Annotated in this window: 12 protein-coding genes; 11 read left to right on the top strand and 1 reads right to left on the bottom strand. The window is 59.3% G+C overall.

Annotated features, from left to right (window positions below; all coding sequences use genetic code 11):
• Window positions 1–37 precede the first annotated feature (37 nt).
• The 9 genes from HMPREF3175_RS01530 (at window position 38) to smc (ending at window position 13,151) form a co-directional block, all read left to right on the top strand.
• Window positions 38–499, top strand: coding sequence for an FAD synthase family protein (locus tag HMPREF3175_RS01530; protein WP_070506989.1), 462 nt, complete (start codon window positions 38–40; stop codon window positions 497–499).
• Complete coding sequence (locus HMPREF3175_RS01525; RefSeq protein WP_052048590.1) at window positions 499–1,809, top strand: CDP-glycerol glycerophosphotransferase family protein; 1,311 nt, start codon at window positions 499–501, stop codon at window positions 1,807–1,809. Before HMPREF3175_RS01530 ends, HMPREF3175_RS01525 begins: the two co-directional genes overlap by 1 nt.
• Window positions 1,810–1,826: 17 nt before the next feature.
• On the top strand, window positions 1,827–3,200 hold the full coding sequence (locus HMPREF3175_RS01520; protein WP_141742436.1) for a Stealth CR1 domain-containing protein: 1,374 nt from the start codon (window positions 1,827–1,829) through the stop codon (window positions 3,198–3,200).
• A 163-nt stretch (window positions 3,201–3,363) separates the two neighbouring features.
• Window positions 3,364–6,786 (top strand): CDP-glycerol glycerophosphotransferase family protein, encoded by a 3,423-nt coding sequence (locus tag HMPREF3175_RS01515; protein ID WP_070490360.1) that lies wholly within the window; start codon window positions 3,364–3,366, stop codon window positions 6,784–6,786.
• A 133-nt stretch (window positions 6,787–6,919) separates the two neighbouring features.
• Window positions 6,920–7,495 (top strand): YceD family protein, encoded by a 576-nt coding sequence (locus HMPREF3175_RS01510; RefSeq protein WP_052048587.1) that lies wholly within the window; start codon window positions 6,920–6,922, stop codon window positions 7,493–7,495.
• 107 nt (window positions 7,496–7,602) lie between these two features.
• Window positions 7,603–7,806 (top strand): 50S ribosomal protein L32, encoded by a 204-nt coding sequence (rpmF, locus tag HMPREF3175_RS01505; protein ID WP_035757176.1) that lies wholly within the window; start codon window positions 7,603–7,605, stop codon window positions 7,804–7,806.
• Window positions 7,807–7,813: 7 nt separating this feature from the next.
• Window positions 7,814–8,551, top strand: a complete 738-nt coding sequence (gene rnc / locus HMPREF3175_RS01500; protein ID WP_052048599.1) for a ribonuclease III — start codon at window positions 7,814–7,816, stop codon at window positions 8,549–8,551.
• Window positions 8,551–9,495 (top strand): bifunctional DNA-formamidopyrimidine glycosylase/DNA-(apurinic or apyrimidinic site) lyase, encoded by a 945-nt coding sequence (mutM, locus tag HMPREF3175_RS01495; RefSeq protein ID WP_035757174.1) that lies wholly within the window; start codon window positions 8,551–8,553, stop codon window positions 9,493–9,495. The genes rnc and mutM overlap by 1 nt, the downstream gene beginning before the upstream one ends.
• Window positions 9,496–9,563: 68 nt before the next feature.
• Complete coding sequence (gene smc, locus HMPREF3175_RS01490; RefSeq protein ID WP_070490356.1) at window positions 9,564–13,151, top strand: chromosome segregation protein SMC; 3,588 nt, start codon at window positions 9,564–9,566, stop codon at window positions 13,149–13,151.
• Here the strand turns inward: smc and HMPREF3175_RS01485 are convergent.
• Entirely contained in the window at window positions 13,148–14,392 is a 1,245-nt protein-coding gene (locus HMPREF3175_RS01485; RefSeq protein ID WP_035757171.1) for an MFS transporter, read from the bottom strand. The two genes, smc and HMPREF3175_RS01485, sit on opposite strands and share 4 nt — an antisense overlap.
• 160 nt (window positions 14,393–14,552) lie before the next feature.
• Here HMPREF3175_RS01485 and HMPREF3175_RS01480 point away from each other — a divergent pair, with 160 nt between their 5' ends.
• Complete coding sequence (locus HMPREF3175_RS01480; protein WP_035757168.1) at window positions 14,553–16,607, top strand: acyltransferase family protein; 2,055 nt, start codon at window positions 14,553–14,555, stop codon at window positions 16,605–16,607.
• Window positions 16,608–16,647: 40 nt separating this feature from the next.
• Window positions 16,648–17,856 carry a signal recognition particle-docking protein FtsY gene (ftsY, locus tag HMPREF3175_RS01475; protein ID WP_070490354.1) on the top strand — a complete coding sequence of 403 codons (1,209 nt, stop codon included), beginning with the start codon at window positions 16,648–16,650 and terminating at the stop codon, window positions 17,854–17,856.
• Window positions 17,857–17,941 lie beyond the last annotated feature (85 nt).

The following is a 17,941-nucleotide window of genomic DNA, read 5'->3' as shown; positions in this document are numbered from 1 at the left end:
TTTCTCATATTCTTCTATGTCTTCACCAGGAGGACCTGTGGCACGCACCATCATCACGTATGGGACGTTTGACCTTTTCCACATCGGGCATCTGAACATTCTGCGCCGCCTGAAAGAGCAGTGCGACCGCCTCATCGTGGGTGTTTCAACGGATGAGTTCAATCAGATCAAGGGTAAGAAGCCGATTGTTCCTTTCGAACAGCGGATCGAGATCGTCCGTTCGATCCGTTACGTGGATGAAGCGATCCCGGAAGAGAACTGGGACCAGAAGCGTAGCGACATCGAGAAGCACAACGTTGACGCGTTCGCGATCGGTGAGGACTGGAAAGGTAAGTTCGATGACCTCGAGGACATCGTTGAGGTGATCTATCTTCCTCGTACGGACGGCATCTCAACGACCGAACTCAAGCGCATCCTTTCGAGTTTCGATGCCCGCAAGGTCAACGAACTCAAGGAATCCCTCGACACGCTCTCGCGCATTGTTGAGGAGCTTGGCTAATGCCACGAGGCGTTTCGCCGCTCGATGCGGTGCTGAAAGTGCGGCGTATTGCAGGTAAGAGCTTTTCGCTGGGCAGTGCTGGGCTGAAAGCCCTCAACGACCAGCTTGCTAAGCGGGCAGCGGCGCGGCGATTCGCTTCCTCAACTGACGCCGAATATTCAGTTGCGTTGGTTCATGCGGGTGGGCCGCTCACTACGTATCAGATGCGGCAGTGGGTGCGGCCCCTCAATGCTCTCGATGAGCATCTGCGTGAGCAGGGCGTGCCTGGCGCTGCGATCATCGTTCGTGATCCACGCGTGATGCAACAGTGCGCCGATATCGCGAAAGTGCCCGTTGTTTTGGCGTGGGGGATGGCCGAGGTCATCGAAGCCCTCAACAAGCCGAGTGTGCGTGTTGCGCTGTATGCCAACAACAACACGTTGAATTTTCAGGCGATGGCCGCTCAAATCCCCGCGCACGTGCATGTAGGGCATGGCGAATCAGATAAAGCGTCGATGGTCTCGAACCAGTTGAGGGCCTACGATGCTGCCCTCATCGCGGGTCAAGGAGCACGTGACCGGCTTGCCGCCCGGCTTGTGGGGCTGGATCGCGTTGCCCTATATGAGGTGGGGCGTCCGCAGATGGACTTCCCGGACCCGTCTCCAGCGAGTGTGCCGGAAACTGCGAAGAAGACGGTTTTCTATGCTCCCACATGGGAGGGCGACCGGGCTGAGATGTCGTATTCCTCCCTGGTTTCATGCGGTTCCGCCGTGGTCGAGGATCTTGTGGATGCCGGGTATCGACTCATTTACCGGCCGCACCCGCAGACGGGGAAGAACTCATCGTTGCATGCTGCGGCGGACCGCGCGATCCGGCAGACCTTGCATCGGGCTGGTGCTGAGCATGTGGTCGATGACCAGCCGGGCCTTGGCTGGCAATGGGATGTAGCTGACTATGCGGTGCTCGATGTTTCCGCGATGGCCTTCGATGCGCTGGCGGCTGACAAGCCGACCGTGGTGATCGCGCCTGAACACGAGCAAGCTGAACGAGTCAGTGGCGGCATCCTAGAGTCGTTAGTTGTATTGGATCCGCGTCAGGCCAAAGCTTCTGGGCAAGCGGGTGGGCGCGATAGCGGGATCTGTGAGCTTCTGAAAGTTGCCGAGCGCGAGGAGTCGGTCTCCCAACGGCGCCGATGCGCGGCCTATTATTTTGGTGATGTAACTCCCGGGGCTCAGCGAAGGCGCTTCGTTGATGCTTGCTGGGATATCCTCCTCACTCGGGACCGAGCGCTCGTGGATACGCTCGGACTCGCATCAGTACTCTCCTCTTAAGGGAGACGTTAGAGATCGTGAGTAGGTTGCCGGTCAAAGACGCCTTTTTCTTCATCCGTTTCGCCTATGCGTTGCGTCGGTTGCAGCAGCGCCACACATCGATGGGACTCACGCCCGGCAGGGTGTGGGCCTCCTATGCCGAGGGTATCTCCGATGAGGTAGCTACCCGATTACCGGTTACTGAGCGCTCCACTTTCCGAGGCAGAGCGGTTCTGTGGATAGAGAAGCCAGACGTTGGCGGCAACGAACTCTCAGTTGCGAATCCGTCGGCAGGACTCAAGCTTCTCCGGGCGCCGCGCCGGTTTGTCCCGCCGGAAGCTCAAGCCGCTTGGCGGGTGATCGCCAGCAACGGGCGCGCGATTCATCCGGCGGCGCAACCGTTGATATGCGCGGGCGAGCCTGGTCAGGGCGTCACAGGCACGATGTTCTTCAACGAGCCTGTGGATGCGGTCATCACGTGGGTCGATGGTTCTGATCCTGAATGGGTGCAACGTAAGAGCGCATTTCAGCCGGGGCAATCGGCACGTGAAAGTTCGAACGTCGAAGCCCGCTTCAGTGATAACAACGAGCTGCGGGCATGCCTGCGTGGCATTGCGGCTTATGCCCCGTGGATCAGGCACATCTATATCGTGACCGATCAACAGGTTCCGGCGTGGCTCGATCAGTCTGCCGGGCAAGCCGGCGGAACCGGCGTGAGCATCGTAGACCACCGTGAGATTCTGCCCCACAACGTGCTACCGACGTTCAACTCGCACGTCATCGAGTCAGCCCTGCACCGCATCCCAGGACTATCGGAGCATTACTTGTACTTCAACGACGATGTGATCTTGGGTGCGCCGAGCACCCCGGAGGACTTCTTCACCCCTGCTGGCCAGATGCGTGTTTCACTGAGCGGACAGGGCATTCACGGTGACCTACCGGTCATGGATTCAGCACGTAAGAACCGCGAATTGTTGATGCAACTGACAGGTACGATCATGGATCGCCGCTATAAACACGTACCCCACGCTCAGCTCAGAAGCGTCGCCTATGAGCTAGAAGAGGCCATCGAGGAACATATTTCACAAACGCGTTCGCATCGGTTTAGAAACCCTGCGGATGTCTCTTTCGCTTCCTCGCTGTTGCTCAGCTATGCGGTCGCTACGGGGCGCGCGGTTCCATCAGCGTTGTCGTATTCCTACATCGATGTGGGGCAGAACGATGCGGTGCGCCGCTTAGGCGGGCTACTGCGAGAAAGAACTGCTGCACAGAATGGTTCGGCGGAGCAGGGCTACGGACGTTTGGTCAACTGCTTCAACCAGGTTAAAACCATGAGCGCTGGCAACAGCAAGGCGTTACGGAAAACGCTTGAGGCCATGTGGCCGTGGGCCTGCCCGTGGGAAACCACCTGAATGTGAACCGGCTTGCGTTTGGGTACTAGAAACCCTGGCACGTAACCGCAGCGCAACCCCTCAAAACACAAGCGACGTGTCGAGCCGAGCGCTCCTATGTGAAAACCGTCGCTAATATAGCGGTGGAGCTTGTGCATAGCAATGGTAAAGGAACTCTCAGCAAGTGGACCCCAAGGGCATTCTGAATAAAGCTAAAAGCAACGTGGTTCGCTCCGCGATGCGCTCAGTGAACCTCACCCGCGGTGCTCTGCGGCGCCGTCGTGCCGTCAAACCGCGTGCAGGTAGTGAATACCTAGCTGTGAGTCCGGATGCCCTCGGCTTGATTCTGACCGCTTATGGGTTCAAGCAAAAGCCGGTTGCCCTGGTTGCTGTGGCAGCGGAGCACGTCGTGGCGCGATTCGACGTTGAGCAGGCAACGGTTGAGTCTCGGACTGATGCCTATACAGCCACGGCAGACTACCGCGTGATCACCAACGCTCTAGCCAACCTCACGATCGCGACTGAGGACATCGACGGTGATGAGAGCACACCTGAGGATGGCGAGGACGAGGGATGGAAGCTGCAGCTTGGCTGGTTGCTGGAGCCCAGCGAAGAACGCCCGGTCGGCGCCAGCAGCAGCGTTGTCTTAGGCGACCATGTTGTTCACGAGACTGAACTAGAGCACACCGCCGGTATGCAGTGGATTCAATGGGCTGGCCGCGCGAGCAAAACGGAGGCTTCAGCGTTTCCGCGCCGCCACGTCAACGGTCACACCGTGACGCCGCTGATTACAACGCGTGGCAACGTGCGCATCGACGTCAACACGCCACCGGCTCTGCACGCATTGATCTACGCTGACGATGTTTGCGTCCAAAGCAACGGCATTCATGTCAAAGGCCGTGTTGCTTCAGCACAAGGCAACGTGACGCAGCCGCGATTCGTTGTGGTGGGACGTGAGACTGGTACGCGTTTTGAATCCCGTATGCGCTTGGAACTTGACCGTGGCTGGACTCAAACCGATTTCGGACGTCGACGCTACCGGTATGACGTGCGTGTTCCGATCAACCCCCTCATGTGGGACAGCTTCAGCAACTCGGAACCGTTCGATGCGGTAGTCGAGTTCTATGACACCGAAGGCGTTGTGCATACTCGCCGTGTCTCGCGTGTGCCGATCGAGTCTCGCGTGGCAGCACGCGGCGGGATCCTAGAAAGTAGGGGTCGCATCGCTTGCGTGAGCCCATACTTCACGTTCAAAGCTAAGGCTTTGTCTTTCCATATCGAATGCTTCGAGCTTTCAGTCAAACCGTTGCTGACTGGCACCCGGAAGGTCGATCCGCAAGCCGATGTGTGGCTCATCGGTGAACAGCCGTGGCGAGCAGGAGACAACGGCTACCGTTTCTTCACGTGGCTCAGGCGCAAGCATCCGCAGATCAACGCCTACTACGTGATCGACAAGGATTCGCCGGATATCGAGAAATTCGCCGGCGAGCCCAACGTGGTGTTGAGCGGGACCTATTCCCATTTTGAGAAAGCGCTCCAAGCGAGCAAATTCATTGGAACGCACCACCCCGATTTCCTGATGCCAACCTACGCGCCTTCGTTCAAAGCGCGGCTGCGTGGAACCCGGGTATTCCTGCAGCACGGCGTGCTCGGAGTGAAGCGCATGACGTCCACGTACGGCAAGAACGCCCCCCAGTTCAACGTGGACCAGTTCTTTGTCTCCTCAGAGAAAGAACGCGAGATCGTGATGAATGACCTGGGATACAAGGCCGACCAGGTTGTTGTCACTGGCCTTCCACGTTTCGATTCCCTGTTGGGGGAGAGTGTTGAGCCGCGGCGCGGCCAGGTTGTGGTGATGCCGACGTGGCGGGACTGGATCCGTGACGAGGAAGGCTTCCTCGCCTCCGAATATTTCCAACAGTGGCACCAGGTGCTCTCCAGCGATGGCTTCGCCCGCGTCGTTCGTGAAAACGGGCTCGACGTCAAGCTATATCTGCACACGAATATGCAGCGTTTCGCCCACCACTTCGAAGACCTGCCTGTCACGGTGATGTTCCCCGGTGAAGAAGACGTTCAGTGCCTCATGCAAGAATCTCAGCTCTTGATCACCGACTATTCCTCGGTTGCATTCGACTTCAGCTTCCTCGGCAGGCCTGTGATCTATTTCCAATTCGACCGGGGGCGTTTCCTTGGTCGAAACGGCTCCCACCTTGATTTGGACGCGGAACTCCCAGGCTACATCGAGTTCACCGCCAACGATGTTGTAGAGCGGCTTCGCAGCTGTGCTGCGTCCGGGTTCGAACAGACCGAAGAGTTGCGTGCGCGTAGCCGCAGCTTCATGACGCACCGTGATACACGTAACTGTGAACGGGTTTTCAAGGCGGTCATCACCGGGCCGGAGCACACCATCGTAGGCTCAGGCTCGCCATGGAAAGACGCGATGCCGTTGGTGGTACGCCGTTTCCGCCGTAGCCGCTGGTACTGGAAATCCATGCGGGCTTTCTATAAAGCGGCCTCCGTTATGCCTGGCAAACGCGAAAGCCTCGTCTTCGAATCTGGGCTGGGTAAACAGTATGCGGACTCGCCGCGATACATCTATGAAGAGCTCCTCCGGCGCGGAGACACCCGCCCTAAAGTCTGGATCTATAGCGGCCCGCACGTTTTCACCGACCCGAACACGGAAGTGGTTCAACGGTTGAGCCCTGAATACTACGCCGCCTTGGCCCGTGCCCAGATATGGACCATGAACCAGTCAGCGCCTTCGTATCTGAAGCGTCCGGCGAAGGTGCGTTTCGTACAGACTTGGCACGGGACACCGCTCAAACACATGCAGCTCGATGCCGCTGGAAAGCAGGAGCAGAGCGAGGGATACCTTGAGCGCGCCCAGGCGGGTGTGCGGCAGTGGACTCACTTAATTTCACCGAGCCCGTATGCGAGTTCCGCGTTCCGGTCCGCGTTTGGTTTCAACGGACCCATCGTTGAGCTTGGCTATCCCCGTAACGACATCCTTGTCTCAGACGAGGCGCCTGCCATCCGCGAACATACCCGGGCCCAATTGGGGCTGGGGAAGCAACGCGCAATCCTGTATGCACCGACCTTCCGCGACAACCAGAAGAACGCACGCGGCAAGCTCGCCTTCCAGCTTCCGTTCGATCTGGAGACCTTCGCGCAGCAGATGCCGGATGACACGGTTCTTCTGCTGCGCATGCACAGCCTCATCGCTAGTCGCATCCAGATACCTGAGCATTTGCGTGACCGGGTCAAGGACGTCTCCTCATATTCGGATATCCAGGAGCTTTTCCTCGCATCCGATGCCCTGATTACTGACTATTCTTCAGTGTTCTTCGACGCCGCAGTGTTGCGGTATCCGATCGTCTTCTTCGCTTACGACCTCGAGGATTACCAGCAGAACCTGCGTGGCTTCTACCTCGACTACATGAAAGACCTTCCAGGCCCGATCGTCCAGGATGAAGCGGAGCTGTGGGCCACGGTGAATGAGCGCCTCGAGAAGGGGATCGACCAAGGCCAACGCAGCCGCTTCATCGAACGCTTCGCACCGCAAGACGACGGGCATGCTGCCGAGCGCGTCGTCGATGAACTCTACTGAGCACAACAGGCCTGTGCTCACGGATGTTCGCATGTGGGTTGCGCCACGCCAACTGGAGTTGATTGGAGACGCGACGGTGAATCAGCTAAGATGGAATGTCGCATGTGTTCTGCTCACAGAAGGAGTTAGGTAGATGAGCACTGAGGCGTTGAACACGCCTTCAGCATCAGCCTGGGTCTTCGACGTGCATGAGATCGCCCGGAAGGTCGGTTCGATGCATGAGGAGCAGAAGACGCTTCCGGCGCCTGAAGACCTGAAAGTTCCGCTGATTGGCGTAGAGCCCGGCTCGCGCGTTCCAGTGGAACTACGGTTCGAAGGCGTACACGAAGGTGTATTGGTGACCGGGCAAGCAACCTTGCCGATTAAGGGCGAGTGTGGCCGTTGTCTGGACCCCATTTCCTACACATATGATGCGCACTTCCAGGAACTGTTTTTCCACCCGGAACAGCAGCTTGATTCGGATGACGAGACGGAAACACACGTGATCGTCGAGGACAAAGTAGACCTGGAGCCACTGCTTCGCACCGCCGTGGTTGGTGAACTACCGTTCCAACCACTGTGCGATGAAGACTGCATGGGTTTGTGCGATCAGTGTGGGGTTCGACTCGAAGACGAGCCGGAACATCACCACGAGATAGTGGATCCCCGTTGGGAGGCACTGCGTGGGTTGAGCACCTTGGGTGAGGAAGCGCCCCGGGAGCACACATAAGGCTGAGATCCTAGTCCCGGATATCCGGGCAGGTGAAGCCGACATAGATTTTGACTCTGGACGCTCACCGTCCAAAACTGACCAGCAACAAGGAAGAGAGACAAGCCGTGGCTGTTCCAAAGCGGAAGATGTCCCGTGCGAATACACGCAACCGCCGCGCTCAGTGGAAGGCCACTGCGCCAACTCTGGTGAAGACCGTTGAAAACGGTCGCGTGACGTACAGCCTGCCTCACCAGGCGAAGATGGTCACCGACTCGGCAGGCACCGAGCTGTTCCTTGAGTACAAGGGACGTAAGGTAGCTGACGCCTAAGTTGTCTGTGGCTAAAGCAACTGAGCTTTCGAAGCGTCTCGGGGTCTCTTTAGACCCCGAGACGCTTCGTTTAGCGTTGACGCACCGCTCGTGGGCCTATGAGCACGATGGTGAACATAACGAGCGCCTCGAGTTCTTAGGGGATTCGGTGCTCGGGTTTTGTGTCACCACGTTCATTTTTGAGCAGTACCCGACGGTTTCTGAGAGTCAACTGACGGCGTTGCGTGCCCGTTTGGTCTCTACCCAGACGCTCGCCCAGGTGGCTCGTGCGCTCGGCGTGGGGCCGCACATCCGGCTCGGTAAAGGCGAGCAACAGTCTAACGGTCAAGATAAAGATTCGATCTTGGCTGACACGATGGAAGCGCTCCTGGGAGCCGTGTTTTTGAAACACGGCTTGGACGCCGTGAAACGGATCATCGCCGAGAACGTGCTTCCGCTGATTGACGATGAGGAAACGATTCGCCGCAGCACAGACTGGAAGACGCTGATTCGGCAGATCGCGGGCCAACACGATCTAGGTGAGGTCGTCTATGACATCACCAGTGAAGGGCCGGACCACGCCCACACCTATACTGCGCGGCTCTTGATTGGCGATAAACGCTATGCGAACGGCACCGCGACCTCCAAGAAGGACGCCGAGAAGATCGCTGCTGGCGCATCCTGGAAGATGCTCGTGGGGGACTTGATCGCGATGGGCGTGATCGATACAGATCCGCTCTCACCTGGGCACAAAACCTCCGCCTGATGCCTGAACTGCCTGAAGTTGAGGTTGTCCGCCGCGGTTTGACGGATTGGGTTGTTGGGCGGCGGATCGAACACATAGAGGTCCACGACCCGCGTTCAGTTCGGCGTCAGGTCGGTGGTCCTGACGCCTTTATTTCCGCGGCAACATCAATGACTATCACGGCGGCGGTGCGTCGCGGCAAGTTCCTGTGGCTCACGCTCGCCCCTGATTCTGCCTCGGAAGGTTCTGTGCAGCCCGCGATGGCGGTCATGGCTCACCTCGGTATGTCTGGGCAGATGCTCGTCGAGGACGCCGAACAGCCGTGGGAGAAACACCTCAAAGTGCGTTTGGTTCTATCCGAGCGCGACGGCGCACCTGCCGAGCTGCGCTTCATAGATCAACGGATCTTCGGCGGGATGTGGATCTCCGAGCTTATACCGACACCGGATGCCGGGCCCGGCGGTGTCGGTTCACACGCTCACGTGATACCGGAAGCCGCGCACCATATCGGGCGCGATGTCCTAGACCCTTTGACCAATGCGCGTGCCTTGCGGAAGCAGTGGCGCAACAAACGCACCGGGATCAAGAACGCACTCATGGATCAGTCGGTGATCTCCGGGGTGGGCAACATTTATGCGGATGAGGCGTTGTGGCGTGTCAAGAGGCACTATGAGACTCCGGTATCGCGTCTGCCTCTAGCGGAGATCGAGGCTTTGCTGGAGGCGTTGCGCGCCGTGATGCTCAGTGCGTTGGAAGCCGGTGGGACGAGCTTCGATTCTCTCTATGTCAACGTCAACGGCGCTAGCGGCTATTTCGACCGTTCCCTCAACGCCTACGGGCGAGCCGGCCAACCCTGCCCGCGGTGTGCCAACAACGGCAAGCCAGGCATGATTGTGCGTGAGCCGTGGGGCGGGCGCTCATCGTTCCGGTGTAGCTGGTGCCAACGCCGCCCACGCGGACTCTGACCACGTGAACGCGGGAAAGGGGAAAATCCCCGGTTTCTTAGCGTGTGCGTTACATAATAGAAATCACCATGTATTTGAAATCCCTGACGGTTCGCGGATTTAAGTCATTTGCTTCCGCGACCAGCTTCGACTTCGAACCCGGCATCACGGCCGTGGTGGGCCCCAACGGGTCAGGTAAGTCGAATGTTGTCGATGCGCTCGCGTGGGTCATGGGTGAGCAGGGCGCTAAGACATTGCGTGGCGGGAGCATGGATGACGTGATCTTCGCCGGCACGAGTTCCCGCCAAGCGTTGGGCCGGGCACACGTGACGTTGACGATCGATAACTCGGATGGCGCGCTACCGATCGAATACACGGAAGTCACGATCTCTAGAACCTTGTTCCGCTCAGGTGGTTCCGAGTATGCGATCAACGGTTCCCCGGTGCGTTTGCTCGATATTCAGGAGTTGCTCTCCGATTCCGGTTTGGGTCGTGAGATGCACGTGATCGTGGGGCAGGGTCAGCTCGATAAGATCCTGCAGGCCAGCGCTGAGGAGCGCCGCGGTTTCATCGAGGAAGCCGCGGGGATTCTGAAGCATCGGCGTCGCAAAGAAAAAACGCTGCGCAAGCTGGATTCAACACAGGCGAATCTGAGCCGATTAGATGATCTTGTCAAGGAGATCGGGCGGCAGTTGAAGCCGCTGGGCAAGCAGGCGGATACGGCGCGGCGGGCTCGTGGTGTTCAGGCGCGGCTACGTGATGCTAAGTCGCGCCTGCTGGCCCACGATGTGGTGCAGCTGCTGGATGAAGCCGAGTCAGCTTCCGTGAAGAGGGCAGATCTGGAAGAAGCTCAGAGGCAGGCCAGTGACGCTGTGGATGCTGCAACTCGCACGGTTTCCGCGGCTGAAGTTGAGGCTGCGAAGGCATCCCCGGCTGCGGCTTCGGCACGTGAGACGTGGTACGAGTTGTCTCAGTTGAGCGAGCGCTACACGGGTTTGCTGCGGGTCGCGGAGGAGCGGCAACGGCTTTTGGGGCAGCCGCTTGAGCGTTCGTCGGTAGGTGAAGATCCGGATGTTTTGGAGCGCCGCGCTGAGGCGAGCGACGCCGAGGCTGATGAAGCGGACGAGGCTGTTGAGAAGGCCCAAGATGCCCTTGAGGCCGCCGGTGGTGAGCGCGCTGAGGCTGAGTCGAAGCAGCGTGCAGAAGATGAGCGGTTGACTGCTCTATTGCGGGCGGTTGCGGATCGACGTGAGGGTTTGGCGCGGCTTGCTGGGCAAGTAGGCACTGCCCGACAGAGGCTTGAATCTGCGGTGGGTGAGCGCGAGCGTACCGTTGAGGCCCGCGATGCGGCACGCGCTCGAAGTGCCGAGGCTAAGAGCCATATGGATGAGGCGCAGGCGGAAGCTGATGAAGCGCGGGAGGCCACGGTGGCGCCTTTGGCGCGTGTGCCTGAAACGCAAGGAGCGCTGGATGAGGCGAAAGCTGCGTTGCAGTTGGCGCGTGATGCGTTGAATACGGCGCGTCAACGCCGGGCGGGGCTTGAAGCGCGGGTAGCTGTTTTGGCTGAGACTACCCAGCCGGATGCTGGGGCGGGCACGTTGCTTGAGGGGCACGAGGATGCCCTGTTGGATGTGTTGAGTGACCGCTTGACAGTCGAGCCGGGCTTTGAGGCCGCCGTCAAAGCGGCTTTGGGTGGTGCTGAGGACGGCTGGGTCGCTGCAGCGCAGGTGACACTCGAGCAGGTGGCGGAAGCCGCGGCTGCCGGTGCCGAGGGGTCGGTGACGTTGCTGCATACCGTGGGGCCGCATCGTGGTGATGTGTTGCCTTCCGGTGTGCGTAGTGTCGCCGATGTGGTGAGCGCTAAGCCAGGGGATGAGCAGCTTGTTGAGGCTTTGCTGGGTAGGACTGCGTTGGTGGATTCGGATGCTGAAGCCCGCGCTGTGGTGGCTGAGTCCGGGTGCACGGCGGTCACTGTTGAAGGGCATCGGTGGACGCGTGCTGGCGTGGTGATCGGTGCTGGCGATGGCGCGGGAGCTTTGGCGCGGGTGCGTTCGCTGGAGACGGCTCGGGAAGAGCTCACGGAAGCCGTTGCGGCGTGTGAGGCGGCTGAGGCGGAGGTTGAGCGTGCGCAACCCGCCGTGAACAACGCGCAAGCCGAGCTGAAAGCAGCCGAGGAAGCGGCGCGGCAGGTCAGTGATGCGTCCCGGAACGCCGCGTCGCGTGTTGAGCGGCTGTCTTCGCTTGCGGCTCAAGCCGATGCGGATGTTCAGCGGCATGCGGACGCGTATGTCGCCGCCGATGCCGCTGTTGAGAAGGCGCGTGTGGGGCTTGAAGAGCTCAATGAGCGTTTGGCTGTGGCCCAGGATGTTCCGGAAGAAGCTGAACCCTCGACAGCTGAGCGTGACCGTCTAGCTCAGGCTGCATCGCAGGCTCGTGAAGCTGAGATTCAGGCGCGGTTGGCTTTGCGGGAGGCCCAGGAACAGGCCCGTAAGCTTCGAGACCGGGCGCATTCTCAGCGTCGCGCGGCCCGTGCTGAGCGTGCCGCACGTGAGGAGGCGCAGCGGCGTGCAACCCGGCGTGCCGCACAAGCGAAGAAGGCGGAGACAGTCGCGGAGCGTGTTCGTACGGCGCAACGGCTTCTGGCTCGCTCGGTTGAGGCGGCTCACGTGCGTGTCGAAGAGTCCGAGGAAGCGGTGCGGCGCTGCAACGCTCAACTCGAGACCGCGCGCGCAGCTCTAGCGAAGACGCAAGCCCGCCTCTCCGAGCTGCGGGACGAGGCGCACAAGACAGAGATCGATCAGGCGGAGCGGCAGGCCCGCTTCGAAGCACTCGAAGAGAAGGCGTTGTCGGAGGTTTCGATGACCCCGGACCACCTGGTTGAACACTTCGGGCCGCATCTTCCGGTGCCATCCGATTTCAGCGACGCCACCGATCCGTGGGCGGAATTGCGTCAAGAGGTCGATGAAGACGGTAACCCGGTTGACGGCGAGCCGTTTGACCGCGAAGCTCAGCTCAAACGCCTCAAGCAGGCCGAACGCGACCTTCAGGCTTTAGGCAAAGTCAACCCGTTGGCGTTGGAAGAGTTCGCGGCTCTTGAAGAACGGCATTCCTATCTGGTCGGTCAGGTCCAAGACCTCACCAACACCCGTGCTGAGCTTCTGAACCTCATTGAAGAAGTAGACCAACACGTCAAGACGGTGTTCGCTGACGCGTTCGCTGACACAGCGAGAGAGTTCACAGCGATCTTCAGTCGGCTGTTCCCGGGGGGTGAAGGTAAGCTGACACTGACGGACCCGAGCGACATGCTGAGCACCGGCATCGAGGTTGAAGCGCGCCCTGCCGGTAAGAAAGTCAAGCGGTTGTCGCTGCTTTCGGGTGGGGAGCGTTCACTCACGGCACTCGCGATGCTGATCGCTATCTTCAAAGCACGGCCCTCGCCGTTCTATGTCATGGACGAGGTCGAAGCCGCCCTCGACGAGCGGAACCTGCTGCGCCTGCTCGAGGTCTTCAAAGACCTACAACAGGCCTCCCAGCTGATCATCATCACTCACCAGAAACACACGATGGACATCGCCGATGCCCTCTACGGGGTCTCGATGAGAGGCGACGGCGTGAGCCACGTTGTGTCCCAGCGCATCGCACAAGACACAGAAACCGGGGATCACGAACCCGCCTAGCGGGGTTTGCTCGGGCTCACTTCGGTGTGTTCGATGTTCTGCCGAGGCGAGACCAAAGCCCACGCGATCACACCGGCACCCATGATCAGACCTGAGAGCACGAAAGCCCAACTGAACCCGAACTGGTCTGCGATCCAACCAGCGATCAACGGCGCCATCACAGCCGGAAGATCAGCCGCCATCTGGAATATAGACATCACGCGCCCCGCATGATGCTTCGGCCCCACGATATCGGCGATGCTCGCCTGCTGGGCCGGATTGAACATACCAGTCCCGAAACCCGCCAACGCTGACAAAGTCACGAGCACCGCGACGTTGGGGGACAAGCCAGTAGCCACCGTGCACAGCCCAGCCAGGCTCAACCCGATTATGATGGGACGCCGCCGCCCGACCCTGTCAGACCAGCGGCCGCTGAACGTCAACGCTGTAGCGTTACCGGCCGCGAAGCCGGTCATAACAAGACCCACAGATAACGCCCCAAGACCCAACGCTTGAGCCGCGAACAGAGGCACAATAGCTACCCGCACACCGAAAGAGCACCACCCGTTACCGAAATTAGAGACTAACGCGGCACGATACTTCGGGTTAGCTAAAGCATCAGCGAGGCTATACGGCGGCAGATGATGCCGAGCCCTCGGCTGGCCTCGCCGCCCGCGAGAGCTCACCAGGAAATAAAACACAACCAGTGAAGCCGCGATCAACGAGCCACCGTAGATGAAGAACGGAACACGATAGCCCAACGGAGCTAACAAGCCACCCACCAAAGGGCCCGCCACGTTACCGATCAAAAACGCTCCACCATACAGGCTTGCGACCCGGCCACGGATATCTGGGGGAGAGGTCCGGGCAATGAAACTCGAAGCCGCAACCGTAAACGTGACAGAGCCGATACCACCGAGGCCTCTAACAAGAATCAGAACCCAATAATTCGGGGCCAATCCACACGCAATCGTTGAGATCGCAACGATGAACACGCCGAGCACATACGCCCCCGGCTCACCCAACTTTTCAGAGACCCCACCGGCAAAAGGCGCAAACCCCAAACGTGTGAAGGCAAACACGGAAACGATCGCCGCCGCCATCATGTGGCTCACCCCAAAACTTGAGGCGTACTGCGGCAGAATCGGGGCGATCAGCCCAAACCCAATAGCGATCAGCAGAGCCCCAGCGATGAGGACTTTAATCTCACGAGGAACCGGGGTCGGACGCGCCGAAGGCGATGAGGAAACGGGGTGAGGCATGATGCATCTGATCGTAGATCATGACTACGCCAAGAGAAACATAACAATTAGCTGAGAGTTGCGTATCAATGCGGTATCAGTCCCGAATTTTGGACATTCCACCTAGATTTCGTTTGTATCGTAGATTCGCTTGTGTTAGGCGAAGAAAGAGGTAAATGAGGTGAGCCAGGTCAGCCGCGTTGAACCCCGCAGACCATCCCCAGGCTTCGGGGCCCCAGGCCGAACGTCCAGCGGCCGACAGCGCAACTTTGTGCTCGATGCGATGCGCGCGCTCGCTGTGCTCCTGGTTATCGGTTATCACGTGGCACCTGATGCGGTTCCGGCCGGCTATCTGGGCGTGGATCTCTTCTTCGTTCTATCGGGTTATCTGATTACCTCAAGCTTGTTGCGACGCACCGCGCACCTCTATGTGGAGTCGGGCACTAAGAGGGCCCGGCTGAAGGCGTTTTTCGGGAAGTTCTATCTGGGTCGTTTGCGGCGCTTGGTGCCCGCAGCGATCCTGATGCTGATCGTGATCCTGCCGTTAACGTTGCTGGCAAACCCCGATGTGCGGGTTCACTTGGGCAGACAGGTTGCTGGTGCGCTCACGGCAACGGCGAACTGGGTTCAGCTGGCTGCCGGAGTCTCGTATTTCGATCAGGACCAGGCGCATCTTCTGAACCACATGTGGTCGCTGGCGATTGAGGAGCAGTTCTATCTGTTCTGGCCGATCATCATCATCGGCTTGTCGTATGTGGGCGTACATTCTTCCTCGAAAAAGATGTCTTCGCTTCATCGCACGGTAGGTACGGTTGCGTTGATCGTCGCGGTGCTTTCTGGCATTTTGATGGCTGTCACGTATTCGTTGACTCGTGACTTTGATCAGGCGTACCTGAACACGTTGACCCACTGCTTCGGTTTGCTTTTGGGTGCTGCGGTTGCCTGCATGCCGCGGGAGTTGGACTTAGGCTCTGGGGTGCGTGCGCTTGTGACCGTTGTGGCGTGGGCTGTCCTGGCTGTTGGCGTTGTGGTTTTGAAGGAGCAGACCGCGATCACGCAGCTGGGCGGCATGTTCGTGTTCTCTGTTGCCGCGGCCGCCGCAGTGCTCATGGCGACGACGGGCCGGCAAGCTCACTGGCAACCGCGCGGGTTGCTCGCGGCCGGGCTGCGGTGGGTCGCTGAACGCTCGTATGCGATGTATTTGTGGCATTGGCCGATGGTGGTGTTGGCTGCCGCGTGGATGCCTGACCCCAACGGCGGTGAGGTTGAGCTTGAGCTTCTGCTGGCGCGAGCATCGTTGGTTGTTGTTGTGACGTTTGCGCTTTCGGCGGCATCTTTCCGTTGGATTGAGCAACCGATCCTGACGAAGGGCTACCGCGTTTATGCGGCCGAGATCTGGGCGCGTCTGTCCGATAGGGCGGCGATGCTGTGGAGCGCGGCCGTCACCGTCGTGGTAGCACTTGCTTTGATTGCGGTGGGGACGGCGCCAGCTAAGACCCAACAGCAAGAGCGTTTGGAGGCTTTGGCCGCGCAGGCTCAAGCTATTGATATGGACGGTGACGGCTCGGGTGTTGACGAGGCGGCCGGAGACGGCGAAGAAACTGAGGCTAAACCGGGCAAGGATAACTCGGGTAAGGACAAGCCTGCTGAGGGTAAGGGCTCCCAGGATGAGGGAGCTAAAGACAAGAAACCTAAGCCGGAGAAATCTAAAGACAAGGCAAAAGATAAGTCCGGGAAGGGCTCGGATAAGACCACTCCAACGATCCCGTCGAAGAACATCACGTTCATTGGCGATTCAGTCACGGTAGCCTCGGTGCCGGCGATTCGGCAGGTATATCCGGCCTCTCCGGTGCAGGCGAGCGTGGGTATGCAGATTTGGGATGCCCCGGATGTGGTCAAGCAGCTCAAAGCACGCGGGAAGTTGCGTGAATACGTCGTTCTAGGTTTGGGAACCAACGCGACCTTCACCAAGGAACAGCTCGGCTCACTTCTGGCAGATGCCGGGCCGGGCACCAAGTTCGTGCTCGTGATGCCGTATGGGGACCGCGAATGGATTCCGGATGCGCGTAAGAACATCGCTGCGTTCGCTCAAGAGAACCCAGATAGGGTTCGTGTGGCTCACTGGGATCAGGTTGCGGTCAATGCAAGCGATATCGCCTCCGATGGTATTCACCCTGGCCCTGAGGCGGCGAGGATGTGGGTTGAAGAGGTCACAAAGGCGCTGAATTCGTTCTAGCTTGGACTGTAGCGCTCGCGGTCTGTGAGAAGCTAATGATGTGAACGAACAGACTATGTGGATCCTCATTGGCCTCGCCGCCGTGGTGCTCATCGCAGCGATCGTGATTGTTGTGGTCGTGCGTGCGCGCCGGCCGCGGGTGCCTCATGCACCTCGAACCTCGCAGACCACCGCGCATGCCCCGAGAACAGGGCCAGCGGGCTCAGCTGATGTGGATGAACCGAGAGCTCATTCACCACCTGCCAACGGCGCGCCAGCTGGTGGGGTAGCGGTCGATGAGGCTGGCACTGGTGAAGCAACTGCCGCACCGGCTTTCGACACTCCGGCTCCTGCGCAGGGCCGTCTGGCGCGCTTGCGTGCCCGTCTGGTCCGTTCGAACAACGTTTTCGGCAAGGGCCTTTTGGCTCTGTTGTCCTCCGACAAGATCGATGAGGACGTGTGGGACGAAGTTGAGATGACGTTGCTCGCCGCTGACCTCGGTACTGAGGCCACCGACGAGTTGATCTCTAATCTGCGTGAACGCGTCAAGATCGAGGGATCCCGGACCCCGGAGCGGGTGCGTGAGATCTTGCATGAAGAGTTGCTCAAGGTTGTTGATCCGAGCCTGGACCGCGCGCTGGATACCGAGCGGAAGGACGGCAAACCGTCCGTCATCCTGGTTGTTGGTGTCAACGGTGTTGGCAAGACCACCACGATCGGTAAGATCGCCCGCGTATTGGTCGCCGAAGATAAGGATGTTCTCTTAGGTGCTGCGGATACGTTCCGTGCCGCTGCAGCTGATCAGTTGCAGACCTGGGGCTCGCGCGTAGGTGTGCCTACGGTGCGTTCGGATAGGGAAGGCGCTGATCCGGCATCGGTTGCTTTCGATGCGGTCGATAAGGGTATTGAGGCTGAGGTCGATACGGTCTTGGTGGATACCGCGGGGCGCCTACAGAACCGCTCTAACCTCATGGATGAGCTCGGCAAGATCAAACGCGTGATCAACAAACGGGCCGAGGTGCGCGAGGTTCTGTTGGTTCTGGATGCAACGACGGGACAAAACGGTTTGAGCCAGGCCAAGGTGTTCTCTGAAGTCGTGGATGTCACCGGCATCGTTTTGACGAAGCTTGACGGTACGGCCAAGGGCGGCATCGTGGTTGCGATCCAACGCCAGCTGGGCGTTCCAGTGAAGTTGGTCGGCTTAGGCGAAGGCCCAGATGATTTGGCTCCTTTCGAACCGGAAGCGTTCGTGGACGCTATTCTCGACTGATTCGAGTGCGCGGTCCGTTACACCAGCAGGAAGCAATGTAGCGGACGGGCTAAAATGATTCGTCGATACGTAAACATGTAGGCCC

The organism is Arthrobacter sp. HMSC08H08 (genome assembly GCF_001807575.1).
Classification (GTDB): domain Bacteria; phylum Actinomycetota; class Actinomycetes; order Actinomycetales; family Micrococcaceae; genus Pseudoglutamicibacter; species Pseudoglutamicibacter albus.
This window is presented reverse-complemented; position numbering and strand designations above follow the sequence as displayed.

Excerpts from the sequence above, each read along its gene's own strand:
- mutM (WP_035757174.1), top strand. The coding sequence starts at position 8,551 with ATGCCTGAACTGCCTGAAGTTGAGGTTGTCCGCCGCGGTTTGACGGAT.
- smc (WP_070490356.1), top strand. The coding sequence starts at position 9,564 with ATGTATTTGAAATCCCTGACGGTTCGCGGATTTAAGTCATTTGCTTCC.
- HMPREF3175_RS01525 (WP_052048590.1), top strand. The coding sequence starts at position 499 with ATGCCACGAGGCGTTTCGCCGCTCGATGCGGTGCTGAAAGTGCGGCGT.
- HMPREF3175_RS01485 (WP_035757171.1), bottom strand. The coding sequence starts at position 14,392 with ATGCCTCACCCCGTTTCCTCATCGCCTTCGGCGCGTCCGACCCCGGTT.
- HMPREF3175_RS01510 (WP_052048587.1), top strand. The coding sequence starts at position 6,920 with ATGAGCACTGAGGCGTTGAACACGCCTTCAGCATCAGCCTGGGTCTTC.